This is a genomic window from Pseudomonas fluorescens (genome assembly GCF_041354075.1).
In the GTDB taxonomy this organism is placed as follows: Bacteria; Pseudomonadota; Gammaproteobacteria; order Pseudomonadales; family Pseudomonadaceae; genus Aquipseudomonas; species Aquipseudomonas fluorescens_CE.
Genome location: NZ_JARZGC010000004.1, coordinates 239455 through 261974, shown reverse-complemented (window position 1 = coordinate 261974; position 22520 = coordinate 239455). Strand labels below are relative to the sequence as shown.

25 protein-coding genes are annotated in these 22520 nt (G+C 62.9%); 12 read left to right on the top strand and 13 right to left on the bottom strand.

The window, feature by feature from the left end:
* Positions 1–4: 4 nt before the first annotated feature.
* Both QIW53_RS07290 and QIW53_RS07285 read right to left on the bottom strand, forming a co-directional pair.
* A complete protein-coding gene (locus QIW53_RS07290; RefSeq protein WP_371049080.1) occupies positions 5–370 on the bottom strand; it encodes a YbaN family protein in 366 nt (121 codons plus the stop codon).
* Positions 371–410: 40 nt separating this feature from the next.
* Complete coding sequence (locus tag QIW53_RS07285; protein WP_371048958.1) at positions 411–998, bottom strand: UPF0149 family protein; 588 nt, start codon at positions 996–998, stop codon at positions 411–413.
* A gap of 356 nt (positions 999–1354) precedes the next feature.
* Here QIW53_RS07285 and recQ point away from each other — a divergent pair, with 356 nt between their 5' ends.
* The 4 genes from recQ (at position 1355) to QIW53_RS07265 (ending at position 6287) form a co-directional block, all read left to right on the top strand.
* Positions 1355–3481 (top strand): DNA helicase RecQ, encoded by a 2127-nt coding sequence (gene recQ / locus QIW53_RS07280; protein WP_371048957.1) that lies wholly within the window; start codon positions 1355–1357, stop codon positions 3479–3481.
* A 129-nt stretch (positions 3482–3610) separates the two neighbouring features.
* Positions 3611–4045 (top strand): MarR family transcriptional regulator, encoded by a 435-nt coding sequence (locus tag QIW53_RS07275; protein WP_371048956.1) that lies wholly within the window; start codon positions 3611–3613, stop codon positions 4043–4045.
* 127 nt (positions 4046–4172) lie between these two features.
* Positions 4173–5954 (top strand): FimV/HubP family polar landmark protein, encoded by a 1782-nt coding sequence (locus QIW53_RS07270; protein WP_371048955.1) that lies wholly within the window; start codon positions 4173–4175, stop codon positions 5952–5954.
* A 45-nt stretch (positions 5955–5999) separates the two neighbouring features.
* Positions 6000–6287, top strand: a complete 288-nt coding sequence (locus tag QIW53_RS07265; protein ID WP_371048954.1) for a SelT/SelW/SelH family protein — start codon at positions 6000–6002, stop codon at positions 6285–6287.
* On the opposite strand, the gene QIW53_RS07260 is transcribed toward QIW53_RS07265, so the two are convergent.
* Both QIW53_RS07260 and QIW53_RS07255 read right to left on the bottom strand, forming a co-directional pair.
* A complete protein-coding gene (locus tag QIW53_RS07260) occupies positions 6281–7174 on the bottom strand; it encodes a DMT family transporter (RefSeq protein WP_371048953.1) in 894 nt (297 codons plus the stop codon). The genes QIW53_RS07265 and QIW53_RS07260 overlap by 7 nt on opposite strands.
* Positions 7175–7260: 86 nt before the next feature.
* The gene (locus tag QIW53_RS07255; RefSeq protein WP_371048952.1) at positions 7261–8025 is read right to left on the bottom strand and encodes a helix-turn-helix transcriptional regulator; all 765 of its coding nucleotides are present in this window, start codon (positions 8023–8025) and stop codon (positions 7261–7263) included.
* 135 nt (positions 8026–8160) lie between these two features.
* On the opposite strand from QIW53_RS07255, the gene QIW53_RS07250 reads away from it, so the two are divergent.
* The gene (locus QIW53_RS07250) at positions 8161–8976 is read left to right on the top strand and encodes a UDP-2,3-diacylglucosamine diphosphatase (RefSeq protein ID WP_371048951.1); all 816 of its coding nucleotides are present in this window, start codon (positions 8161–8163) and stop codon (positions 8974–8976) included.
* A gap of 114 nt (positions 8977–9090) precedes the next feature.
* On the opposite strand, the gene QIW53_RS07245 is transcribed toward QIW53_RS07250, so the two are convergent.
* Both QIW53_RS07245 and QIW53_RS07240 read right to left on the bottom strand, forming a co-directional pair.
* Complete coding sequence (locus QIW53_RS07245) at positions 9091–9681, bottom strand: HD domain-containing protein (RefSeq protein WP_371048950.1); 591 nt, start codon at positions 9679–9681, stop codon at positions 9091–9093.
* A 44-nt stretch (positions 9682–9725) separates the two neighbouring features.
* A complete protein-coding gene (locus tag QIW53_RS07240; protein ID WP_371048949.1) occupies positions 9726–10037 on the bottom strand; it encodes an Mpo1-like protein in 312 nt (103 codons plus the stop codon).
* 160 nt (positions 10038–10197) lie between these two features.
* Between QIW53_RS07240 and QIW53_RS07235 the strand changes: the two genes are divergently transcribed.
* Positions 10198–11259, top strand: a complete 1062-nt coding sequence (locus tag QIW53_RS07235; protein WP_371048948.1) for an AraC family transcriptional regulator — start codon at positions 10198–10200, stop codon at positions 11257–11259.
* On the opposite strand, the gene QIW53_RS07230 is transcribed toward QIW53_RS07235, so the two are convergent.
* Positions 11216–12670: a TrkH family potassium uptake protein gene (locus QIW53_RS07230; protein ID WP_371048947.1), complete on the bottom strand. Its 1455-nt coding sequence runs from the start codon at positions 12668–12670 to the stop codon at positions 11216–11218. The two genes, QIW53_RS07235 and QIW53_RS07230, sit on opposite strands and share 44 nt — an antisense overlap.
* A 121-nt stretch (positions 12671–12791) precedes the next feature.
* Here QIW53_RS07230 and QIW53_RS07225 point away from each other — a divergent pair, with 121 nt between their 5' ends.
* A complete protein-coding gene (locus tag QIW53_RS07225; RefSeq protein ID WP_371048946.1) occupies positions 12792–13358 on the top strand; it encodes an NAD(P)H nitroreductase in 567 nt (188 codons plus the stop codon).
* 108 nt (positions 13359–13466) lie between these two features.
* Here the strand turns inward: QIW53_RS07225 and QIW53_RS07220 are convergent, their stop codons facing one another.
* From QIW53_RS07220 to QIW53_RS07195, 6 genes are all read right to left on the bottom strand, one after another.
* Positions 13467–14807 (bottom strand): sensor histidine kinase, encoded by a 1341-nt coding sequence (locus tag QIW53_RS07220; RefSeq protein ID WP_371048945.1) that lies wholly within the window; start codon positions 14805–14807, stop codon positions 13467–13469.
* A gap of 180 nt (positions 14808–14987) precedes the next feature.
* A complete protein-coding gene (locus QIW53_RS07215) occupies positions 14988–15437 on the bottom strand; it encodes a Spy/CpxP family protein refolding chaperone (RefSeq protein ID WP_371048944.1) in 450 nt (149 codons plus the stop codon).
* A 125-nt stretch (positions 15438–15562) separates the two neighbouring features.
* The gene (locus QIW53_RS07210; protein ID WP_371048943.1) at positions 15563–16240 is read right to left on the bottom strand and encodes a response regulator transcription factor; all 678 of its coding nucleotides are present in this window, start codon (positions 16238–16240) and stop codon (positions 15563–15565) included.
* A 7-nt stretch (positions 16241–16247) separates the two neighbouring features.
* Positions 16248–16661 (bottom strand): translation initiation factor 2, encoded by a 414-nt coding sequence (locus QIW53_RS07205; protein ID WP_371048942.1) that lies wholly within the window; start codon positions 16659–16661, stop codon positions 16248–16250.
* Positions 16662–16772: 111 nt separating this feature from the next.
* Positions 16773–17072, bottom strand: a complete 300-nt coding sequence (locus tag QIW53_RS07200; protein ID WP_371048941.1) for a YciI family protein — start codon at positions 17070–17072, stop codon at positions 16773–16775.
* A 1-nt stretch (position 17073) separates the two neighbouring features.
* The gene (locus QIW53_RS07195; RefSeq protein WP_371048940.1) at positions 17074–17670 is read right to left on the bottom strand and encodes a septation protein A; all 597 of its coding nucleotides are present in this window, start codon (positions 17668–17670) and stop codon (positions 17074–17076) included.
* Positions 17671–17757: 87 nt separating this feature from the next.
* Between QIW53_RS07195 and QIW53_RS07190 the strand changes: the two genes are divergently transcribed.
* The 5 genes from QIW53_RS07190 (at position 17758) to rluB (ending at position 22505) form a co-directional block, all read left to right on the top strand.
* Positions 17758–18621, top strand: a complete 864-nt coding sequence (locus QIW53_RS07190) for a PHP domain-containing protein (protein WP_371048939.1) — start codon at positions 17758–17760, stop codon at positions 18619–18621.
* 13 nt (positions 18622–18634) lie between these two features.
* The gene (locus tag QIW53_RS07185; protein ID WP_371048938.1) at positions 18635–19264 is read left to right on the top strand and encodes an L-threonylcarbamoyladenylate synthase; all 630 of its coding nucleotides are present in this window, start codon (positions 18635–18637) and stop codon (positions 19262–19264) included.
* Positions 19265–20086: a segregation and condensation protein A gene (locus QIW53_RS07180; RefSeq protein WP_371048937.1), complete on the top strand. Its 822-nt coding sequence runs from the start codon at positions 19265–19267 to the stop codon at positions 20084–20086. It begins immediately after the preceding gene.
* A gap of 11 nt (positions 20087–20097) precedes the next feature.
* On the top strand, positions 20098–21075 hold the full coding sequence (gene scpB, locus QIW53_RS07175) for an SMC-Scp complex subunit ScpB (protein WP_371048936.1): 978 nt from the start codon (positions 20098–20100) through the stop codon (positions 21073–21075).
* A gap of 218 nt (positions 21076–21293) precedes the next feature.
* Positions 21294–22505, top strand: coding sequence for a 23S rRNA pseudouridine(2605) synthase RluB (rluB, locus tag QIW53_RS07170; protein WP_371048935.1), 1212 nt, complete (start codon positions 21294–21296; stop codon positions 22503–22505).
* Positions 22506–22520: the final 15 nt, after the last annotated feature.

Sequence of the window (22520 nt, the reverse complement as noted above, 5' to 3'; positions counted from 1 at the left end):
TGAATCAAGGATTTTTCAGCGTTGGCTGACGCAGAATGTACACCGTCACCAGCACTGCACTGGTCAACATGAAACCCCTCGCCCAGGGCATTGGCACCAGGTAGCAGGAAAACAGGATGCTGACCCACATCAGGCCGATGGCGTAGACCTTGCCCTTGAGTGGAATGCCGTTACCTTCGAGGTAGTCGCGAATCCACGGACCCAGCCGTGGGTGGTCCACCAGCCAGTTGTAGAAGCGTGGCGAACTGCGGGCGAAGCAGGCGGCCGCCAGCAGCAGGAACGGCGTGGTGGGCAACACCGGCAGGAAGATCCCGATCACCCCCAACGCTACGCTGAGCCAGCCGACGGCCAGCAGCACGTAGCGCAACATCAGGGGCCGGTTGCCTATGGGGTTGTCCACAGGCAGAACCTTAGTGGTGACGGGGCTTGAGGATCGCCGGTTTTTCGTCTGGCGCATTGCACAGCAGGTACAGCGCGGTCAGGGCTTCGGGGATCTGCACGATCATGTCGTCCATCAGGTTGGCATCGGCGGCGATGTCGGAAAACTCGGGCTGCTCGTCGAACAGGCCGGAACCGACCATGATCGGCAGGAGCATTTCGCTGACTTCCTCTTCGGCGGTTTCGAACCAGGCCGCCTCGCGCAGGAACACGCCTTCCATGAAGCCGATGCACCAGCCGCGCAGTTCGGAGTCGTCCGGGTCATCGCCCAGGTCCAGTTCGCAGGGCAGTTCGAATTCTTCGTCGGACGCCAGTTGGCGAGCGATGTGCGCCTTGAGGGCCAGCAGGGTGGATTCGATCGCTTCACGCTCGGTGTCGTCGGCGTAATGCGGCTCTTCGGCGAACAGGGCGTCGATCCATTCACGGTCGGGAACCTGTTCGGAACAGATCGACAGGGCCGTGAGGTAGCCGTGTGCGGCCACGTAGTCCAGCGCCTCGTCATGCAGTTCATCGGCGTCGAGGAAGACTTGCAGGCGGGTTAGTTGCTCAGCGAAGGACATTAAAGGGCTACCTTGGGAATTAAACAGATGCGGGAATTCTAGGCCTTCTTGCGCACACAGGCCAGCCGCGCGGCATATTTGCCCCACAAGAGCGCAATCCCGGTGGGAGCGAGCCTGCTCGCGATGGCGGCAGACCCGTCGCCATCGTGGACCGAGGTGTTGAAGGGGAGGCACTCCTCCAAGCGGCGCCCCTTGCAGGGAAGCCCTCGGGTATACTCCCGCGTTTTGTGATGCCCCTGCAGGCAGACCGGCTGGAATGTGAAACCTCACGCAATGTGCACTTACCATTTGTCTGTGCAGCATGGCGGGTTGTGTACCAGCCTTGCAGGGATGTTTTGATGATTTTTGGAGTTTTTATGCTCGAACAGGCTCAACGCGTCCTCAAGGACATCTTCGGCTACGACAGTTTCCGTGGCCGTCAGGGTGCAATCATTGAGCGCGTAGCCAGCGGCGGCGACGCCCTGGTGCTGATGCCTACCGGTGGCGGCAAGTCCCTGTGCTTCCAGGTCCCGGCGTTGTTGCGCGAAGGCCTGGCCGTGGTGGTGTCGCCACTGATCGCGCTGATGGACGATCAGGTCGCGACCCTGGAAGAACTGGGTGTGGCCGCCGCCTCGCTGAATTCCACCTTGAGCGCCGAGCAGCAACGCGACCTCGCGGCGCGGATCAAGCGGGGTGAGGTGAAGATGCTCTACCTCGCCCCCGAGCGCCTGGTCCAGCCGCGCATGCTGGCCTTTCTGCAAAGCCTGGAAATCGCCCTGTTTGCCATCGACGAAGCCCACTGCGTGTCGCAATGGGGCCATGATTTCCGCCGCGAATACCTGCAATTGGGGCAACTGGCGGAGTTGTTTCCCCATGTCCCGAGGATTGCCCTCACCGCCACGGCCGACAAGCGCACCCGCGAGGAAATCGTCGAGCGCCTGCACCTGCAGAATGCCGAGCGTTTTCTCTCCAGCTTCGACCGGCCGAACATTTTCTATCGCATCGTGCCGAAGGAGCAGCCGCGCAAACAGTTGCTGGCGTTCCTCGCCGAGCGCCGCAGTGACGCCGGCATTGTCTACTGTCTGTCGCGCAAGAAAGTCGACGAAGTGGCCGTGTTCCTCAGCGAGCAAGGCTTTCCGGCGTTGCCGTATCACGCGGGCCTGGCCAACGAAACCCGGGCCGAGCACCAGCGACGTTTCCTCAACGAGGAAGGCCTGATCATGGTGGCCACGGTGGCGTTCGGCATGGGCATCGACAAGCCCAACGTGCGTTTCGTCGCGCACCTGGACCTGCCCAAATCCCTTGAAGCCTACTACCAGGAAACCGGGCGCGGCGGTCGTGACGGTTTGCCGGCGGACGCCTGGATGGCCTACGGCCTGCAAGACGTGGTGATGCTCAAGCAGATGCTGCAGAACTCCGAAGGCGACGAGCGCCACAAGCGTCTGGAGCAGCACAAGCTCGACGCGATGCTCTCGCTGTGCGAGGAAACCCGCTGCCGCCGGCAGACGTTGCTGGCCTACTTCGACGAAGACATGCCCCAGCCGTGCGGCCACTGCGACAACTGCGTCGATGGCGTGCAGACCTGGGACGCCACCGAACCGGCGCGTCAGGCGCTGTCGGCCATCTACCGCACCGGTCAGCGCTACGGTGTCGGCCATCTGGTGGACGTGTTGCTGGGCAAGGACAACGAAAAGATCCGCAGTTTCGGTCATCAGCATTTGTCGGTGTACGGCGTCGGCAAGGCGCTGGGCGAAAGCGAGTGGCGTTCGCTGTTCCGCCAGTTGGTGGCGCGTGGGCTGGCCGACATCGACCTGGAGGGGTATGGCGGCCTGCGCCTGAGCGACAGCTGCCGGCCGCTGCTCAAGGGGGAAGTCACCCTGGAACTGCGCCGCGACCTCAAGCCGCAGACCACGGCCAAAAGCAGCAAGAGCCAGGCGAGCCAACTGGTGCGCGGCGAAGAGCGCGAGCAATGGGAAGCCTTGCGCGCCCTGCGCCGCAAGCTCGCCGAAGAGCACGGTGTGCCGCCCTACGTCATCTTTCCCGATTCGACCCTGCTGGAGATGCTGCGCAGCCAGCCGACCTCGCTGGCGGAAATGGCTCGGGTCAGTGGCGTCGGCGCGCGCAAGCTGGAGCGTTACGGCGAAGCCTTTCTCGAAGTGCTCGGGGGTCAGGTCGAGGCGCCCAAAGTGGTGGCCGATGTGCGCCACGAGTTGATCACGCTCGCCCGGGCCGGCATGACGCCGTTGCAGATCGCCGGCCAGTTGCAATGCTCGGAAAAAAACGTCTACACGATGCTGGCCGAAGCCATTGGCAAGCAGCAGTTGTCACTGGAGCAAGCCCTGGACCTTCCCGAGGACCTGATGGGGGAAGTGCAGGATGCGTTCCTCGACGGCGAGGGCGAACTGCCAGCGGTGGCAGAGGTCGCTGCGCTGTTCGCCGGGCGGGTGCCTGAGGGCGTGTTGTATTGCGTCAGGGCGGCGCTGCAATCGGAATTCGAGATCTGATGCGCAAATCCTGATCAGGGTTTGCTGATGTAACGATTCAGTACAGAGCAAACCTTGCCTCAAACCAAAGGCCATGCTTAGCTGACTAATAATTAGTTTTCTCTATTTCAGTTTAACCATGAGTGTTTTATGCCGTTAACCGATCAACACCGCTTTGGCATGCAGTTGGCCCAGATGTCCCGTGGCTGGCGGGCCGAGCTGGACCGCCGTCTGGCCGGCCTGGGTCTGTCCCAGGCGCGCTGGCTGGTGCTGCTGCACCTGGCCCGTTTCGACGCCGCGCCCACCCAACGGGAGCTGGCGCAAAGCGTCGGCGTCGAAGGGCCGACCCTGGCGCGGCTGCTCGACAGCCTGGAAAGCCAGGGGCTTGTTCAACGCCAATCCGTGGTCGAAGACCGTCGCGCAAAAAAAATTGTCCTCTGTGCCCCGGCCCGGCCCCTGATCGAACAGATCGAAACCATCGCCACCCAGTTGCGACACGAGCTGTTTCAGGGAATCGATGAAGCCGACATGAAGGTGTGCATGCGCGTTCACGGGCACATCCTGGCCAACCTGGAAAAATCCTGAGGCACAACCGGGGGGGATCTTTTTGAGATACCCCGCCGAGCAGACTATAAAGAACTACCAGGCAATATCGTGTTCGTACCGGATATGCGATCACGCGCAGTTGGTTCTGCTTATCTAAGGGATGCTCATGCTCGAGAGTTGGCACGTAGTACAGCGAGGGTGCGCCAGGTTGCTGCTGGCCGTTGGGGTGGTGGCTTACTCGTCATGGGCCTCCGCGCTGGGGCTGGGGGAGATCACCGTGCATTCGGCGCTGAATCAGCCTTTTCGGGCCGATATCGCCCTGGAGGATGCGGCGGGCCTGGAGGAGGGCGACCTGTCCGTCAGCCTGGCAACGGCCGATGAATTCAACCGCGCCGGGGTCGAGCGGGTGTTCTTTCTCAATGACCTGAAGTTCACCCCGATCCTGCGCGGTAACCGCAGCCTGGTGCGGGTGAGTTCCAGCAAGGCGGTCAACGAGCCCTTCCTGGATTTTGTCGTGCAGCTCAATCAGCCCAACGGACGTGTGCTGCGCGAGTACACGGTGTTGATCGATCCACCTGGGGCGCCCGGCATCGTGCCGGTGGCCGATGAGCCGGCCGCCGCTTCCACTAACTCGCCATTTCCGAGCGTCACCCCGGCCACCCCTGCGCGGCCCGCCGCGAAAAGGCCTGCCCCGACCGAGACCCCGACCCCGACCCCCGCCGCCCCCGTTATCGACCCAGCGGCTGAGCAATTGGCCGCCAGCGTCCTGCAAAACCAGCAACTGCAACAAAACGTCGATGAACTGAGCGCGAAACTGCAAGGCCAGGAGCAACAGATCGCCGAGCAGAAAAAACAGATCACGGAACTGCAGACGCGGTTGGCGGAAGTCAAACCGGCGCCGACGCCGGCCGCCGTGCCGGAAGCGGTGGCGCCAGCGCCGGTCGCGGTTCAGGAGTCCGAGGGCATCAATTGGCTGCTGATGGCGGGTTTGCTGGTGTTGCTTGGCCTGTTGCTGCTGGTGTGGTTCGTGCGTCGTCAGCGCGAATCGGCCCAGGCATTGCCCGACGAGGCGCCTGTCTCCCCGTCACTTGAGGGCGAAGTGGCTGAAGCGGATTATGAGCCGCTGCAACAGCCCGGTTTGTTCAAACCCGTTCCGGATCATCATGACGAGGCGCCAACCGGCGATGTTCTGGAAGGCGTGAGCCTGTACCTGACCTACGGACGGTTTTCCGAGGCGGCAGGCTTGTTGCGCGATGCCCTGGCCAAGGAGCCGCAACGGACCGACCTTGCCTTGCAGTTGCTGGACGTGCTGGGCAAACAGGGCGACGAGTCCGCTTACGATGCCCAGGAGGCCGGCTTGCGCGAGACGGGCGTCGATGCACAGCAGCTCGAGGACATGCGCGCGCGTTTTCCCAAATTGAGCCGCTCGGCGGCGCCGCTGGCGGCGGCAGCCGTGCCGATTGCGACGCCAGCAGACGCACAACCGGCCAGCGACGATTTCCAGTTGAATCTGGATGAACTGTCGATGGATTCGAGCTGGGATCTGGTCAGCCCGTTCGAGAGCGATGCCCCACAGGAAAAACCACCCACTTCCGAACTGGGTTCGAATCTGCAGGTGCTGCCTTTCGACCTGCCACAAGAGCCATCGCTGGACGAGCCCGAGCCCGAACTGGAATGGATCGCCGACCCCGATGTTCAGACGCTGGATGACGACTTTCTCGATGGCTTCAGTGATGAAGGCTCGTCGCTCGAACTTGAGCCGCTTGAACTCGACCCGCTGGAACTCGATCCGGCAGCGGCGAGCAACGCCGAAAAACTCGAGCAGGCCCAGACCTGCATCGATGACGGCGATCTGGACAGTGCCGTCGAGCTGCTCAACGAGTTGCTCAGGGAGGCTGACGAACCGCTCAGGCAAACCGCGCGCACGCTGTTGGCCGGCATTCGCTGAGCCTCTATCATGGCGGCGCCCGCTGGCTCAGGAATCTGCCCCGTCATGAACACGCAAAAACCGGAAATCGTCATCACCTACTGCACCCAATGCCAATGGCTGTTGCGCGCCGCCTGGTTGGCGCAGGAACTGCTCAGCACCTTTGGCGATGACCTGGGCAGGGTGTCGCTGGTGCCGGGCACGGGCGGGGTGTTTCACATCACCTGCAACGACGTGCAGATCTGGGAGCGCAAGGCCGACGGCGGTTTTCCGGAAGCCAAGGTGCTCAAGCAACGCGTCCGGGATCAGATCGACCCGGAACGCGACCTCGGGCACAACGACCGCACTCAGTGAGAGGAGGCTTCGGCCGCCACGGCTTTGCTGCTCGCGCCGCCTGACAGCCGGCTGGACACCACGATCGCGACGATGATCAAGGCACCGCCGATCAGCATGCGCAGTGTCGGATTTTCGTTGAACAGCAGCCAGGCCACGGTGATGCCGTACACCGGCTCCATGGCAAACACCACGGCGGCGGTGCGGGCCTTGATCACCGCGAGGCTGGCCACGAACAGGCTATGGGCGAGGCCGGTGCAGAACACCCCGAGCAAACTGATCCATAGCCAGTCGAGGGCGCGGACGTCGCTCAACTGAGGGGCCGCCACCGGCAGCAGGCAAAGGGCGACCACCACGTTCTGGCACAGCGCTGCCTGGACCGGTGGAACGCTGGCGGAACCGGCGCGGTTGGTCAGCGACAGCAGCGAAAACAGCAGGCCCGAACCCACCGCCCACAGCAGGCCGGTGGTGGCACCACTGCCCAGGTCGAACTCCGGCGTGACCAGCACCAGCCCGATGCTCACCAGCACCACCAGGACGATCTCGTTGGCGCGGATGCGCTCGCGGAAAATCAGCCCTTCCAGGATCACCGTGAACGCGGGGAAACTGGCGAAACCCAGGGTGGCGATGGCGACACCGGCGACTTTGACCGCAATGAAAAAACTCACCCAGTGCCCGGCCAGCAGCACGCCGCCGAGCAGCAGGCGCCGCACGTCCACGGCGCGCAGTTGTTGCCAGCGTGTCTGGCTGGCAAAACGCGCAAAGACAAACAGCGCGAGCACGGCGAAGGCGGCACGGCCAAAGACGATGACGGCCGGCGACGCAGCGGCGAGCTTGCCGAAAACGCCAGTCAGGCCAAACATCAGGGCGCCGATATGCAGGGCGCCGAGGGCGGTACGGGGAGTCATTGCAGTCCTTGAAGAGCAGGGGAGTCGGGCTGACAGCGTCAGTGGCTCCATTAGAACCCATCGCCCCCGCCTGGTCTGTCGGCAAACTAGCGACTTTTGTCGCCAGCCTCGCGTCGAAGTTTCCCCGGCGTCGTGCCGAATTCACGCAATACCGCGGCTGAAAACGCGCTTTGGGAGCCGTAACCCACCTGGATGGCGATTTCACCGATGGGCAACGCCGAGGTGCGCAGCAGGCGAACGGCCATGTGCAGGCGACGGCTGCGGATGTAGTCCATGGGCGTCTGCCCGCATTCGGCAACGAATCGCGCATGCAACCGGGCGCTGGACAGGCCGGTGATCCGTGCGAGGTCAGCCACCTGCAGCGGATGGGCGGCGTGCAGGTCGATGTGCGCGTTCAACTCGGCGTAGGGCAGGCGTCTACCCGCTGTCACCTCGGGTTCGCTCCGGTTGAGGCTGGCCAGCAACAGCACCGCGCCCTGTTGCGCAATGACCGGGTCGTCGACCGGGCTGTTCGCCAGCCAGTTGACCAGCCTGTCTTGTGCAGGATCGAGTGGCAACCGCCCGGGGTGGTCAAGCAGTCGACGGCTGGCGTCGGCATGATCGCCAAGGGATTGCCTGATCCAGGCATCACTCGGCACATCCAGCACCAGGCAGCGGCTGCCGTTGGGACTGCCGCAGGCATGGTGGAAACTGGAGGGTACGACCACGAAACTCTGCTGCACCACCTGGCTGCCACGCCCGTCGACTTCGAAATCCAGCGCGCCCGACAGCCCGAACACCAGTTGCGCGTGGTCGTGGCTGTGGACGATCAGGTCATGTGTGTAGTGGCGCAGCGTGAGGATCGGTCTCATCGCGGGTCTCCCGAACTAGGCCGACAGTCTACACCCCAGATGCGCCGGCGTGCTGTCACAGGACTGACTTGCGCTTGTCATGGGCGATTAACCCGAGCGGCGCAAGCTTGCAAAAACAATCGCAGAGGGTTGCCCATGACCAGCGCCGAGCTCGCCAAACCCAGTCGCAAGCAACGTGTGCGAACCTTGTGGATTTCCGATGTGCACCTGGGCACCCGGGATTGCCAGGCCGAACACCTGTCACAGTTTCTCAAGGGCTATCACGCGGACCGGATCTACCTGGTCGGCGACATCATCGACGGCTGGAAACTGCGCGGCGGCATGTACTGGCCCCAGGCGCACACCAACGTGATCCGGCGCCTGCTGACCATGAGCAAGCGCGGCACCGAGGTGATCTATGTCACCGGCAACCACGACGAATTCCTGCGCCGTTATTCGAAGCTGATCCTGGGCAACATTCAACTGGTGGACGAAGCCGTGCACGTGACCGCCGATGGCCGCCATCTGCTGGTGATTCACGGCGATCAATTCGATGTGATCACCCGCTACCACCGCTGGCTGGCGTTCCTCGGCGACTCGGCCTACGAATTCACCCTGACCCTCAACCGCTGGCTCAATCACTGGCGCGCCCGTTACGGCTACGGCTACTGGTCGCTGTCGGCGTACCTCAAGCACAAGGTCAAAAGCGCGGTCAATTTCATCAGCGATTTCGAGGAAGCCATCGCCCACGAATGCGTCAAGCGCGAGTTGCACGGGGTGGTGTGCGGGCACATTCACCACGCCGAGATTCGCAAGGTCGGCGAGGTGGACTACCTCAATTGTGGCGACTGGGTGGAGTCCTGTACGGCGCTGATCGAGCATTGGGACGGTACGATCGAGTTGTACCGGCTGGCGGATGCCCAGGCGCGGGAGGCGGAGTTGAAGGCACTGAAGGTTGCCGAACCGGCTTGACTTTTTCGCCGGCTGAATTGGGATGTTTTGTTGTGGCACACGTTGCGTGAACACTGAATACCCTGTGGGAGCGGGCTTGCCCGCGAAGAGGCCCGCCCGGACACCGAGGGACCTTCAGGCCGGCGCAGGCTCCGCCATCGCCGCCTTGTAGATCGAATTCTTCGGCTGCGCGAACACCCGCGCCATCATTGGCTCGAAGAAACTCAGCGGCAGCGTGTCATACGCCGGGTCGAACGCGGCGGCGTCATAGCGGGCGCAAAAATCGATGGTCGCCTGATACTGCGGATGATCGCTGAACTGCTCGCGCAGATGCCGATCCATGCCCAGGTGATGGAAGAAGTAGTAACCCTGGAAAATCCCGTGCTTTTCCACCATCCACAGGTTGTCGGCACTGACGAAGGGCTTGAGGATCGCCGCCGCGATGTCCGGATGGTTGTAGGAGCCCAGGGTGTCGCCGATGTCGTGGAGCAGGGCGCAGACCACGTATTCCTCATCGCGGCCATCGCGCCAGGCACGAGTGGCGGTTTGCAGCGAGTGGGTCAGGCGATCCACCGGGAACCCGCCGAAATCACCCTCCAGCAACTTCAGGTGCGCCACAATCCGTGTCGGCAATTGTCTGGCGTAGGCACTGAAGTCTGCGGCGATGATCGCCCAGTCTTCCTGCGTACCGTCCTGCATGTGGGTGAAACGGGCACTGGCATTCATCGGCGATCCTCAGGATTTGATTTTATCGTTATGGGACCATGGGCCTAGAACGGCACGCGGCCCAGCAGCATGTCGCGGTACATGACGAAATCGCCAAGCAGGCTGTAGAACGGATGCTGGAAGGTCGCCGGCCGATTCTTCTCGAAGAAGAAATGCCCGACCCAGGCGAAGCTGTAGCCGGCCAGCGGCAAGGCCAGCAGCCATGCCCAGGCACCGTTGCCCACGCTCAGGGCCACGATCAGAAGAACCAGCGTGGTGCCGATAAAGTGCAACCGTCGGCAGGTACTGTTGCTGTGTTCACTGAGGTAATAGGGGTAAAACTCAGCGAAGCTGTTGAAACGCCTGATGTTTTCCACGACTGCGATCTCTGTGGTTATTGTTATGACTGCAAGTTGTTCTGCGGGTAGCTTATTTGAGTCTAGAGTGATCATTGGCATCAGCCAGTGACAATAGGCGCCACTTTAGTATCCTTCGCAAATTGGCCGTGGCATGCGGCTCACCATGTGAGTAAACGCCATGAGTGAACGAACGACTTCTTCAAGCTGGGCGATGGGGATTGTCAAGGCACTGGAAATGGACGGCCTGGATTGCCGGGTTCTGTTCAAGCAGCTGGGGCTCGACTACGCGTTGCTGGATGACCCGGATGCGCGTTTCCCGCAAGACTCCATGACCCGACTGTGGCAGCGCGCCGTCGAGCTGTCCGGCAACCCCGCCATCGGCCTGAACATGGGCAAGGTGGTGCGACCGGCCTCCTTCCACGTGGCCGGCTACGCCCTGATGTCCAGCCAGACCCTGGCCGAGGGCTTCAAGCGGCTGGTGCGCTATCAACGCATCATCGCTGAAAGCGCCGACCTCAGTTTCCGTCTGCTGGATGAGGGCTATGCGCTGATTCTGACGGTCCACGGTGACCACCTGCCACCGACCCGGCAGAGTGCCGAGGCATCGCTGGCCTGTGCGCTGGCCCTCTGCGGCTGGTTGAGCGGGCGGACCCTGCACCCGCGCAAGGTGCTGGTGCAGGGCGAGGAGCCCGCCGATCTCGCCCCCTACAAACAGGCGTTCCACGCGCCGTTGATGTTCAACGCGCCGTATGACGCGCTGATCTTCGAACGTGCTGACATGGAAGCGCCGCTGCCCACCGCCAACGAGGCCATGGCGCTGCTGCATGATCGTTTTGCCGGGGAATACCTGGCGAGGTTTTCCGAGAGCCGCGTGACCCACAAGGCCCGCCAGGTGCTGTGCCGCCTGCTGCCCCAGGGCGAGCCCAAACGCGACGCCGTGGCGCAGACGCTGCACCTGTCACAACGCACCTTGCAGCGAAGGCTGCAGGAAGAGGGCACCAGTTTTCAGATATTGCTCGACGACACCCGGCGTGAACTGGCCGAGCAGTACCTCGCGCAGCCGACCATGACCTTGCTGGAAATCGCCTACCTGTTGGGTTTTGCCGACCCGAGCAATTTCTTCCGCGCGTTCCGCCGCTGGTTCGATGCGACGCCCGGCGAGTACCGCGTGCGGCTGATGGAAGCGCCGAACCGCGTCAGTGACGCCAGAACGCCGGAATACACAGAACAAACACCGTAATGATCTCCAGTCGGCCGAGCAGCATGCCGAACGAGAGTATCCACTTGGCTGCATCCGGCAGACTGGCGAAGTTGCCCGCCGGGCCGATGGTTTCGCCCAGGCCCGGGCCGACGCCGGACACGGTGCTTGCCGCGCCGGTCAGGGCGGTCATCCAGTCGACGCCCAGCAGCGACAGCAGCAGGGCAATCACGCAGATGGTGATGGCGAAGAAGAACGAGAACGTCAGGATCGAGCGCACGATTTCTTCGTCGAGACGGTGACCGTTGTACTTCTGCTTGATCACCGCGCGCGGGTGAATCAACTGGTTAAGGTTGGCCTTGAGCAGGATGTAGGCGACCTGGAAGCGGAAAATCTTGATCCCGCCCGCCGTTGAGCCCGAGCAGCCGCCGACAAATCCCAGGTAAAAGAACAGCATCAACGAGAAATTGCCCCAGAGGCTGTAGTCCCCCAGCGCAAAACCGGTGGTGGTGACCACCGAGGTCACGTTCAGCGCCACATGCCGCAACGCCTCCAGCCAGTGCAGTTGGGTGGTCCACCAGTACCAGGTACCGAGCACCAGCCAAGTGACCAGCAACATTCCGAGCAGACCCTGGACCTGCTGATCCTTGATCAGCGCCTTGCGATTGCCGCGCAGGGTGGCCACGTACAGGGTGAACGGGAGGCTGCCGAGAATCATGATGACGATGGCCACCCAGTGCACCGCCGGTTGGGTCCACTTGGCCAGGGACAGGTCCGAGGTGGAGAACCCCCCGGTGGAAATGGCCGACATCGCATGGTTGATCGCATCGAACGGGCTCATGCCCGCCCACCAGAATGCCAGGCTGCCGAAAATGGTGATGCCGACATAGGCCGCCACGATCAACCGCGCCACCATGTGCGAGCGGGGCATGACTTTTTCCGAACGGTCCGAGGACTCGGTCTGGAACAGGCGCATGCCACCGATGCGCAGCAACGGCAGAATGGCGACTGCCATGCCGATGAAGCCGATGCCGCCGATCCAGTGCAGCAGCGACCGCCACATCAGGATGCCGGGTGACATGTCGTCCAGGTGGTTGAGCACTGTCGAGCCGGTGGCCGTGATCCCCGACATGCTTTCGAAGAACGAGTCGGTGTAGCTGATGTGCTGGGTCAGCAGGAACGGCAACGCGGCAAAGATGCACACCACCAGCCAACTGCTGACTGTCAGCAGGTACATGTCCCGAGGGCGCAGGTGCACGTGCTCTGGACGACCGGGAATGACCAGGGCCAGGCCCGCCAGGAAGGTGATCATGCTGGACCAGAGGAACGACGGCATGTCGCCGGTGCGTTCGAAAATCACCAGGGTGGCCATGGGCACGACCATGGCGATCGCCAGCGTGATCAGGAAGAGGCCGATGATGAAACCAATGGTTCGTAAGGTCGGCAACGCCATGAAGTCCGCTCGGGCTGAAAGTGGGGAGGGCGCCATTCTACCCATGGGGCAGGGCATGTAAACCGGCACTGCCGGGCGCTTACCGCTAGAATAGCCGGACAATTTTTTCAGGAGGTGGCCGATGCAGGCTCTCGACGCGTTGCTCAACCGTGTTTCCGTCCCACGATTGCTGGATCCGGCACCAACCGCCGAACAGCGTGAAGTGCTGTTCAACGCGGCCATGCGTGCGCCGGACCACGGCCACTTGCAGCCGTGGCGCTTCCTCACCGTCGAGGGCGCAGCACGGGAACAGATGGGCGAGTTGCTGGCCGAGGCGGCCAGACTGCAGGACAGCGAAGTGTCGGAGGCTGCGCTGGACAAGGCGCGCAACGGGCCGCTGCGGGCACCGCTGGTGGTCGTGGTCGTTGCGCGGTTGCAGGATCACGTCAAGTATCCGAAGTCCGAACAACTGCTGGCGGCGGGGTGTGCGGCCCACGGGATCTTGCTGGCGGCATACGCCCAGGGCATCGGCGCCGTCTGGCGCACCGGTGAGCTGGCCTATTCGCCCCATGTGGCCAACGGCCTGGGCCTGGCGGAAGGCGAGGAGGTGATTGCCTTTCTGTACCTGGGGACACCGCAAAAGGAACCGCGGGTGGCGGAGAAAGAAAATCTGGGGAAATTTGTCAGCGCCTGGCCGGGCAAGAGCTGATACAACGATCAAATGTGGGAGCGGGCTTGCTCGCGAATACGGTGGGTCAGTCAATATCGATGGTGACTGACACCCCGCTTTCGCGAGCAAGCCCGCTCCCACAAGTGGTCAGGACTGGACGACGGCCCCCGGCACCAGCGGCAACTCCAGACTGGCAATGAACCCGCCTTCCGGGTGATTGGCCAGCACCAGGCTACCGCCATGCCGCTCCGCCGCGCGGCGGGCGATGGCCAAACCCAGGCCGTGCCCTGGCGCGGTTTGCCCGGGCGCCCGGTAAAACGGCTCGCCCAGCTGGTTCAGGTGCTCGGCGTCCACGCCGGGGCCATGGTCGCGCACCCGCACCACAATCCGCTCGCCCTGACGCAGTGCCTGCATTTCGATCGATTGCCCGACCGGGTTGAAGCGCTGGGCATTGCGCAGCAGGTTGTCCACGGCGCGCTCGATCATCGTTGGCCAGCCCCTGAGGCTGAGGTCCGCCTCGGCGTCCAGTGCCACGGTCTGTTCCGGCGAGCCCAGTTGTGCGTCCTTTTGCAGGGTATTGAGCAGCGCATTCAGATCGACCTCTTCCGCGCTGGCGTTGTCGGCATCCACCCGCGCCAGCACGAGGATTTCGCTGATCAGTGCTTCGAGTCGGTCACACTCGCGGGTCAGGCGCGGCCAGAGCTTTTCCCGTTCCTCGGGGCTGGCCCGTTCGGCCAATGCCAGGGCAATGCGCAGTCGGGCCAGGGGCGAACGCAATTCGTGGGAGACGTCGCGCAGCAGTTGTCGCTGGCTGCCGATCAGGCTTTGCAGGCGCGCACCCATGCGGTTGAAGTCGTTGGCCAGCACGCCGAATTCATCACGGCGGTTGGCCAGTTTCACCAGGCTGTTCTGTTGATAAGTGGTCTGCCCCAGGTCATGCACCGCACCGCGCAGGCGGCCCAATGGGCGGGTGATGGACAAGGTCACCAGCAGGCTGAACAGGGTGAGTACCACCAGAGCGATCCCCAGCGCACTGATTGGCCACAGCAGGCTTCCACGGTGCCAGGCGTCCAGCTCCGGGTGGGGGATGCGGTAGATCAGCAGGTAGGTGTCGCCGGTCTTGGCACTGGTGTATTCATCGGTCAGGCGCCGCCACGGCAGGCGTCGGTCATCGTTGTTCTGGCGTGCCTCGAAGGCGGCGGCCCGGCGCGGAAAGGTCCCGCGCACCACCGGGTCACCCGTTTCATTGAGCACTTGCACGTCGATGTGATACTGGCGTTTGCGCTGTTCGAGAATGTCCTGCGCCGCCTCTTCACCCTTCGTTTCGTAGGTTTGCGTCCATTCTTCGGCCAGGGTATTGAGCCCCGGATGCCGACTGAGAATCCACGCATCCTGGTTGAGCATGTGCCCGAGCAGAATGGACAACCCCGCAACCAGGGCGATGGCCAGCCAGAAGCTGGCCAGGATTCGCCAGAACAGTGAACGCACAGAAAGCCCTCTGAAAAGGCCCCTGTAGGAGCGAGCATGCTCGCGATGGACGTCAACGATAACGCGTGCTGCATGAATGCCCGCGGAGTCTGGACTTCCATCGCGAGCATGCTCGCTCCTACAGAGGGGGGATATGAAAACAAACCCGGCGGTGCAGGCCGCCGGGTCGGGGTCAGCGCATTATTGCGCCTTTTGCGGTTGTTGCGCTTTCCAGGCCTTGAATTCAGCCCATTCGGCACGGCGTTCCGCCTTTTTCTTCTGGATCTCGTCGAATTGCTTCTGTTGATCCGGTTTCAGCAGGGCCCGCACGTCAGATTCGGCTTTCTTGTGGTTGGCCGCCATCTCGTCCTTCATGGCCTTCTGGTCCGCTGGCGAGAGTTTCTCCAGGTACTTGTCGACGACCTGCTTACGCTCGTGCATCTGCTCGCCCATGATCTTGCGGATCTGCTCGCGTTGTTCACGGCTCAGGTCCAGTTGACTGTACGGGCCCTTGCCGCGCATCTCGTGCATCTGGCCGCCGTGACGCGGGCCGTCCAGCGGGCCACCCATCGGGCCGGCGCCTTCAGGCATGGCCATGGCAACGGTGGGCAGGGCAGCAGCGAACATCAGGGCGATAAGAGTCTTGCGCATGGTGAATCTCCTTGTCTCGTTCCCGGTACGTTCCGGATGAGTTCAGATTACGGAGTTCAAGGTCAGCGGCGGTCAGCGGAGCGTAAAGCTTGGGTAAAGACGATTTGGCAACGGACTGACAATACTCAGAGGCTGTAGTAATAACCCCGGCTGCGCAGGGCGACGATGCGGGGGCGGCCGTCGGGGTGGGGGCCGATCTTCTTGCGCAGGTTGCTGACGTGCATGTCCAGGCTGCGGTCGTACAGGGTCAGCTTGCGGCCGAGGGCGATCTGCGCCAGTTCCTGCTTGTCCAGCGGCTCGCCGGGCTGCTTGAGCAAGGCTTCGAGCAAGCGGCTCTCGGAGACGGTGAGGGTGAATTCCTGTTCATTGATGCTGACCACGCCGCGCACCGGGCTGAAACACAGGTCACCCAGTTCCAGCTGACTGGACGCTGGCGCCGGATGGCTGCGGCGTAACACGGCGCGCAGGCGGGCGGTCAGTTCCCGGGGGTCGCAGGGTTTGGCCAGGTAATCGTCGGCGCCCAGTTCCAGGCCGAGAATGCGGTCCAGCGGTTCGCCGCGCGCCGAGAGCATCAGCACCGGCAAGTCCGGGTGGTCGTTGCGCAATTGCTTGAGCAGTTCAAGGCCGCTGCCGTCGGGCAGCATCACGTCCAGCACCACGGCGGCGGGGGACGTTTCGGCCAGCGCCCGACGGGCGCTCTGCCCATCGTGGCAGGCACGCACCAGGAAACCTTCCTGGCTCAGCCAACTGACCAGCAGCTCACACAGCTCCTGATCGTCATCAATTAATAACAGCTCGCTCATGACTCACTCAATTTAGCCATTGTCGACGTTTGCGACTTGCACCACTGGCGAAGATACCGCAGAGCAGGGCCAATAGCGCAACTCCCGCACCGATCACGAACCATTGCTGCTGGTCGGTGAGAAAATGCTGAAGCGGACTGCCGGCCTGGGCTTCCTTGAGTTGCAGCTTCAATCGCTGGTTCTCCTGGCGCAAGCGGCCCAGCTGGGCGCTTTCACGTTCGGCATCGGCATTGTGCAGTTGTTTGCTCAACTCTTCCCGTTGCTGTTCGCTTGCCTTCAAGCGTTGCTGCAACTCGGTGATCTGGGCGCCAGCGCTCAAGGACAGCGGCGTCGAATGGCCGCCCTCGGTGCTTTCCTCACCGTGGGCGGGGGCCACCATCGACAACGTGACCAACAACAGACACAACGGACCTTTGCGCATGGCAACTCCTGAATTCCAATCAAGTATTGGGCAGGTTGTCGGCAGGCAAACGAGAATAATGAGCGATTGAGAACGCGATGAACCGGGAAGGTTCATCGCGCGGGGACAGGATTACGGCAGGACTTGCTTGAACGGCTTGACCGTCACGTTGGCGTAGACGCCGGCGGCGATGTACGGATCGGCATCGGCCCAGGCCTGGGCAGCGCTCAGGGAATCGAATTGCGCGACGATCAGGCTGCCGGTGAAACCCGCCGCGCCTGGATCGTTGCTGTCGACGGCCGGATGCGGACCGGCCAACACGATGCGGCCTTCGCCCTTGAGCGCCTGCAGGCGCTCGAGGTGTGCAGGCCGTGCGGCCAGGCGGGCTTCCAGGGAGTTGGCGACGTCTGTGGCAATGATTGCGTAAAGCATGTCAGTCCTCGGTTTTTGGCGTGGTGGTCTCGGCGTCGTGCAGATGGCGCGACAGATAAATGCCCTGGGCGACCAGGAACAGCACCGTCATGCCCAGGCTGCCGAAAACCTTGAAGTCGACCCAGTAGTCCTGGAACGTGAACGCGACAAACAGGTTGGCCGCGCCGCAGAACAGGAAAAACGCGATCCAGGCGATGTTCAGGCGCGTCCAGATCAGGTCCGGCAGGGTCAGTGCGTGGCCCATGATGCGCTTGATCAGCAACTGATCGCCGATAAAGTGGCTGCCGATGAACGCCAGGGCGAACAGCCAGTTGACCACCGGAGCTTTCCATTTGAGGAAGGTCTCGCTGTGGAACGCCAGGGTCAGGCTGCCGAAGACCAGGCAGGCGATGAGGGTCAGCCACTGGCTCTTCTCCAGCTTGCGCTGCTTGATGAAGAGCGTGCCGTAGACCACCAGGGAGCTGATGATCAACATCGCGGTGGCGCTGTAGATACCGCCTACAGTGACCGGATGGCCGGCAATGTCGACGACCCGTGGCTCGATCTTGAACACGATGAAAAACAGCAGAAGCGGGATGAAATCGATGAATTGTTTCACAGTGGCAGCCAGAAGCAGGATGTGGCGGCATAATAACAAACATATGGGCGCGCGATAGCGCCAGCTGATTTGAGGTCAAGACTCCCCGTGAACGTCGATTTGCACTGCCATAGCACCGCCTCCGATGGTGCGCTCGCGCCCGCTGCCCTGGTGGCGCGCGCGCACGAGAAAGGCGTGCAAGTGCTGGCGCTGACCGATCACGACACCGTCGAAGGCCTTGAAGAGGCCCGCAGCGCAGCCACCGCACGGGGCATGCATCTGGTCAACGGTGTCGAGTTGTCCTGCACCTGGGGCGGCGCGACCATTCATGTGCTGGGCTACGGGTTCGATGTGAGTGCGCCGCCACTGGTCGAGGCCATCGCCAAATTGCACGACGGCCGTTGGCTGCGGTCTGAAGAGATAAGTCGCAAGCTGGCGCTCAAGGGCATGCCGGGTGCGCTGGAAGGTGCACGCGCCATTCAGCAGGCGCTGGGCGACAGCGGCAATGCGCCGGCCCGGCCGCACTTCGCGGACTGGATGGTCCGCGAGGGTTTCGTCAAGGACCGTGCGGAGGCGTTCCGCAAATGGCTCGGGGCCGGCAAGCTGGGCGACGTCAAGCAGCACTGGCCGAGCCTGGAGGAGACCGTCGAGACCCTGCGGGCATCGGATGCCTGGGTCAGTCTGGCGCACCCCTGGCACTACGATTTCACGCGCAGCAAGCGGCGTCGGCTGATTTCTGACTATATTCAAGCGGGAGGCCAGGCGCTCGAAGTCGTCAATGGCCATCAGCCCGCCGAGCAAGTGGGCAGCCTGGCCATACTTGCCCGCGAGTTTGGCCTGCTGGCCAGTGCCGGCAGTGATTTCCATGGCCCTGGAGGCTGGTCCGAGATCGGTGAATACCGCCCGCTCCCGGAGGATCTGCCGCCATTGTGGTGTCGGTTCAAACATGACCCAAATATCGTCGCTGTCTGAACAGGTAGAGAATGTGAGTCAATTTTTCCAGATTCATCCGGAAAACCCGCAGGCGCGCCTGATCAAGCAGGCTGTCGAAATCATCCGCAAGGGCGGGGTGGTTATTTATCCCACTGACTCCTCCTACGCCATTGGTTGCCAGATCGGCGACAAGGTGGCTGTGGAGCGCGTTCGACGATTGCGCGGGCTCGACGACAAGCACAATTTCGCGCTGATCTGCAGCGACCTTTCGCAGCTCGGGCTGTTCGCCAAGATCGACACCGGCACCTTCCGCCTGCTCAAGGCGCATTTGCCGGGGCCTTACACCTTCATTCTCAACGCCACCCGTGAAGTCCCGCGCCTGTTGCTGCACCCGAAAAAGCGCACCATCGGCCTGCGGGTGCCCAGCCATCCGATTGCCCTGGCGCTGCTGGCGGAGCTTGGCGAGCCGCTGATGAGCGTCACGCTGATCATGCCCGGCGACAGTGATCCGCTGAGCGACCCCTACGAAATGCGCCAGTTGCTGGAGCATCAGGTGGACCTGATCATCGACGGTGGTTTCGGCGGGATCAAGGCGTCCACCGTGATCAACCTCGCTGACGGCGAGCCGGAAGTGATTCGCGTCGGTTGCGGCGACCCCTCGCCGTTCATGGCCGAGGCCTAGATGTCCGCCGTGGAACCCGTTGTCGACAGCCAGGCCGGCGCCCAGCAGGAGCTGCCCTTCGCCATGGTCTATGGCCAGGCAGTGCTGGAAATGCCGCTGGACCTGTACATCCCGCCGGATGCGCTCGAGGTGTTTCTCGAAGCCTTCGAGGGCCCGCTCGACCTGCTGCTGTACCTGATCCGCAAGCAGAACATCAACATCCTCGACATCCCGGTGGCGGAAATCACCCGCCAGTACATGGGCTATGTCGAGTTGATGCAGTCGGTGCGCCTGGAGCTGGCCGCCGAGTATCTGGTGATGGCCGCGATGCTGGCCGAAATCAAGTCGCGGATGCTGTTGCCCCGGGCCGAAACCGTCGAAGAGGAAGAAGACGACCCGCGCGCCGAACTGATCCGCCGCTTGCAGGAATACGAACGCTTCAAGAACGCCGCCGAAGGCATCGACGGCCTGAACCGCGTCGGTCGCGACCTGGTCGTCCCCAAGCTCGACGCCCCGGAGGCCCGGGCGCGCAAGTTGTTGCCGGACGTCAGTCTGGAGGAATTGTTGATGTCCATGGCCGAGGTCCTGCGCCGTGGCGACATGTTCGAAAGCCACCAGGTCAGCCGCGAGGCGCTGTCCACCCGCGAACGCATGAGCGATGTGCTGGAGCGCCTCAAGGGCGGCGGTTTCGTGCCTTTTATCGAGCTTTTTACCGCCGAAGAAGGACGCCTGGGGGTGGTGGTGACCTTCATGGCCATCCTTGAACTGGTCAAGGAATCTCTGGTCGAGCTGGTGCAGAATGAGCCATTCGCGGCGATCCACGTGCGAGCCCGAGCCGAATAACGAGTTGAATCATGAACCTGACTGAACCCCGCGAGCTGGCGCCACTGCTTGAAGCCTTCCTGTTGGCCTCGGGAAAACCGCAATCGCTTGAACGCCTGTTCGAACTGTTCGAGGAAGGCGAGCGCCCCGAGCCCCCCGTCTTCAAGAAGGCGCTGACCCTGCTCGCCAAATCCTGTGACGGCCGGGCCTTCGAACTGAAGGAAGTGGCGTCCGGTTATCGCCTGCAGATTCGCGAAAAATTCTCGCCGTGGGTGGGCCGGTTGTGGGAAGAACGCCCGCAGCGCTATTCCCGCGCCATGCTCGAAACCATGGCCTTGATCGCCTATCGCCAGCCCATTACCCGTGGCGAGATCGAAGACGTGCGGGGCGTGGCGGTCAACAGCCACATCGTCAAGACGCTGCTGGAACGCGAGTGGATTCGCATCGTCGGCTACCGCGACGTGCCGGGCAAACCGGCAATGTTTGCCACGACCAAGGCGTTTCTCGACCATTTCAACCTGAAAAACCTCGACGACTTGCCGCCGCTTGCCGACCTGCGCGAGCTGGAGCCCGACCCGGTGCTCGACTTCGACGACGCGCCAGTGCCCGCCGGCTTGCAGGAACTGGCGGACGCCAGCGCCGAACCGGAGGAGCCCAGGGAAGAAACCAGTTTCCACACGCTGCTGCTCGAACTGGACAGCATGGAGGAGGGGCTCAAGACCGATTTCGATGATGTGTTGCGCGATGGTGAGGTGTCGGGAACTGATGTGGCCGACGCTCCGCCCGAAACCGACGGCGTGGAAATCGGGCCTGAAGCTCAAGCCGAGCCCGAGCCCGAACCGGAGCAGGACGACGATGTGCTGGGTGTCGCCGAGGCCCGTGAAAAACTCCTGGCAGCCGTCGCCGCCCTGGAGCAATCCCATCCCGAACCCGAATTGACCGAAGAAGAAGCCGAAGCCCGCGCCCTGGCCGAAGCCATCGAGGCCGAGCGCCGCGAGTTCGAGGACTGAACCTCATTGTGTTGCACAGGGATTGGGGTGCTGGATGTATTGACACAGCTCTCCACCGGTCGGCGCACAACCGACCGGTTCATTTCTCGACTACGCTCTGATGCGCAAACGCCTCGATGAGCGTATGATTCGCGACCCTTCGGCGATCCCTTCGCCCAGGCAACCGCTTTACAACACTTCAGGCCAAGCCTGAACAGACCACACCGGGAGGTGCCCAGATGAGTATCAACGACCAGAACGACGACCAGCCAATCGGCCCAGCAGGCGAAAAACTGCAGAAAGTCCTCGCCCGTATCGGCGTCGGCTCGCGCCGTGACGTGGAAGCGTGGATCAGCCACGGCCGCATCAAGGTCAATGGCAAAGACGCCACCCTGGGTCAACGTGTCGACATGCACGACGCCATCACCATTGATGGCAAGGTGATCAAGCGCGAAGAGGCTGCCGAGTCGGTCCGCCGCGTGATCATGTACAACAAGCCCGACGGCGAAATCTGCACCCGTGTCGATCCGGAAGGCCGTCCGACCGTGTTCGACAAGTTGCCCAAGCCCAAAGAAGGGCGCTGGATCAACATCGGCCGCCTGGACATCAACACCACCGGCCTGCTGATGTTCACCACCGACGGCGAGTTGGCCAACCGCCTGATGCACCCGTCCTTCGAGATGGACCGCGAGTACGCCGTGCGTGTGCGTGGTGAAGTCGACGACGAAATGATCGAGCGCCTGAAAGCCGGTGTCGTCCTCGAAGACGGCCCGGCGCGTTTCACCGACATCCAGCAGGCACCGGGTGGGGAAGGGTTCAACCACTGGTATCACTGCGTGGTGATGGAAGGTCGTAACCGCGAAGTGCGTCGCCTGTGGGAATCCCAGGGCCTGGTGGTCAGCCGCCTCAAGCGTGTGCGTTTCGGTCCGGTGTTCCTCAATTCCGACCTGCCGATGGGCCGCTGGCGCGAAATGAGCCAGTACGAAGTCGATATCCTCAGTGCCGAAGTGGGCCTGACGCCGGTGGAGATGCCGCAAATGAACGCCAAGAGCAAGGACAAGCTGGAGCGGATGCAGCGTAAATCGTCCCGCCCGATGGCCAGGACCGAGCGCGTGCGTACCCTGCGTCCGGCCGCAGACGGGCCTGCTGCCCCACGCGCCAGCCGCGAGCCACAGCTGGAAGGCGAACGTGCGGGGCGCAAGCCGGCCGCGCGTCAGGATGGCGAACGGGGTCCGCGTACACCGCGTCCGGCCAATGGCCGGACCGAGCGGGGCGAAGGTCGCGGCACGCCGGTTGCCGATCGTCCGGTCGAGACCAAGCGCCCGGCCAAGCCGGCGCCGAAACGTCCGGGGATCAAACTGGTCGACGGCGATGCGCCGTCGGGCAAGCGTCGTGGCGGACCGGCCGGTTCGGGCCAGCGTCCGGGCTTTGGCCGTCGCAAGCCGGAGTGATCGCCGGCGCCACAT

Bases quoted from the DNA above. Each gene is read 5' to 3' on its own strand.
- QIW53_RS07290 (WP_371049080.1), bottom strand. From the start codon at position 370: ATGTTGCGCTACGTGCTGCTGGCCGTCGGCTGGCTCAGCGTAGCGTTG.
- QIW53_RS07285 (WP_371048958.1), bottom strand. From the start codon at position 998: ATGTCCTTCGCTGAGCAACTAACCCGCCTGCAAGTCTTCCTCGACGCC.
- recQ (WP_371048957.1), top strand. From the start codon at position 1,355: ATGCTCGAACAGGCTCAACGCGTCCTCAAGGACATCTTCGGCTACGAC.
- QIW53_RS07275 (WP_371048956.1), top strand. From the start codon at position 3,611: ATGCCGTTAACCGATCAACACCGCTTTGGCATGCAGTTGGCCCAGATG.
- QIW53_RS07270 (WP_371048955.1), top strand. From the start codon at position 4,173: ATGCTCGAGAGTTGGCACGTAGTACAGCGAGGGTGCGCCAGGTTGCTG.
- QIW53_RS07265 (WP_371048954.1), top strand. From the start codon at position 6,000: ATGAACACGCAAAAACCGGAAATCGTCATCACCTACTGCACCCAATGC.
- QIW53_RS07260 (WP_371048953.1), bottom strand. From the start codon at position 7,174: ATGACTCCCCGTACCGCCCTCGGCGCCCTGCATATCGGCGCCCTGATG.
- QIW53_RS07255 (WP_371048952.1), bottom strand. From the start codon at position 8,025: ATGAGACCGATCCTCACGCTGCGCCACTACACACATGACCTGATCGTC.
- QIW53_RS07250 (WP_371048951.1), top strand. From the start codon at position 8,161: ATGACCAGCGCCGAGCTCGCCAAACCCAGTCGCAAGCAACGTGTGCGA.
- QIW53_RS07245 (WP_371048950.1), bottom strand. From the start codon at position 9,681: ATGAATGCCAGTGCCCGTTTCACCCACATGCAGGACGGTACGCAGGAA.
- QIW53_RS07235 (WP_371048948.1), top strand. From the start codon at position 10,198: ATGAGTGAACGAACGACTTCTTCAAGCTGGGCGATGGGGATTGTCAAG.
- QIW53_RS07230 (WP_371048947.1), bottom strand. From the start codon at position 12,670: ATGGCGTTGCCGACCTTACGAACCATTGGTTTCATCATCGGCCTCTTC.
- QIW53_RS07225 (WP_371048946.1), top strand. From the start codon at position 12,792: ATGCAGGCTCTCGACGCGTTGCTCAACCGTGTTTCCGTCCCACGATTG.
- QIW53_RS07215 (WP_371048944.1), bottom strand. From the start codon at position 15,437: ATGCGCAAGACTCTTATCGCCCTGATGTTCGCTGCTGCCCTGCCCACC.
- QIW53_RS07210 (WP_371048943.1), bottom strand. From the start codon at position 16,240: ATGAGCGAGCTGTTATTAATTGATGACGATCAGGAGCTGTGTGAGCTG.
- QIW53_RS07205 (WP_371048942.1), bottom strand. From the start codon at position 16,661: ATGCGCAAAGGTCCGTTGTGTCTGTTGTTGGTCACGTTGTCGATGGTG.
- QIW53_RS07200 (WP_371048941.1), bottom strand. From the start codon at position 17,072: ATGCTTTACGCAATCATTGCCACAGACGTCGCCAACTCCCTGGAAGCC.
- QIW53_RS07180 (WP_371048937.1), top strand. From the start codon at position 19,265: ATGTCCGCCGTGGAACCCGTTGTCGACAGCCAGGCCGGCGCCCAGCAG.
- scpB (WP_371048936.1), top strand. From the start codon at position 20,098: ATGAACCTGACTGAACCCCGCGAGCTGGCGCCACTGCTTGAAGCCTTC.
- rluB (WP_371048935.1), top strand. From the start codon at position 21,294: ATGAGTATCAACGACCAGAACGACGACCAGCCAATCGGCCCAGCAGGC.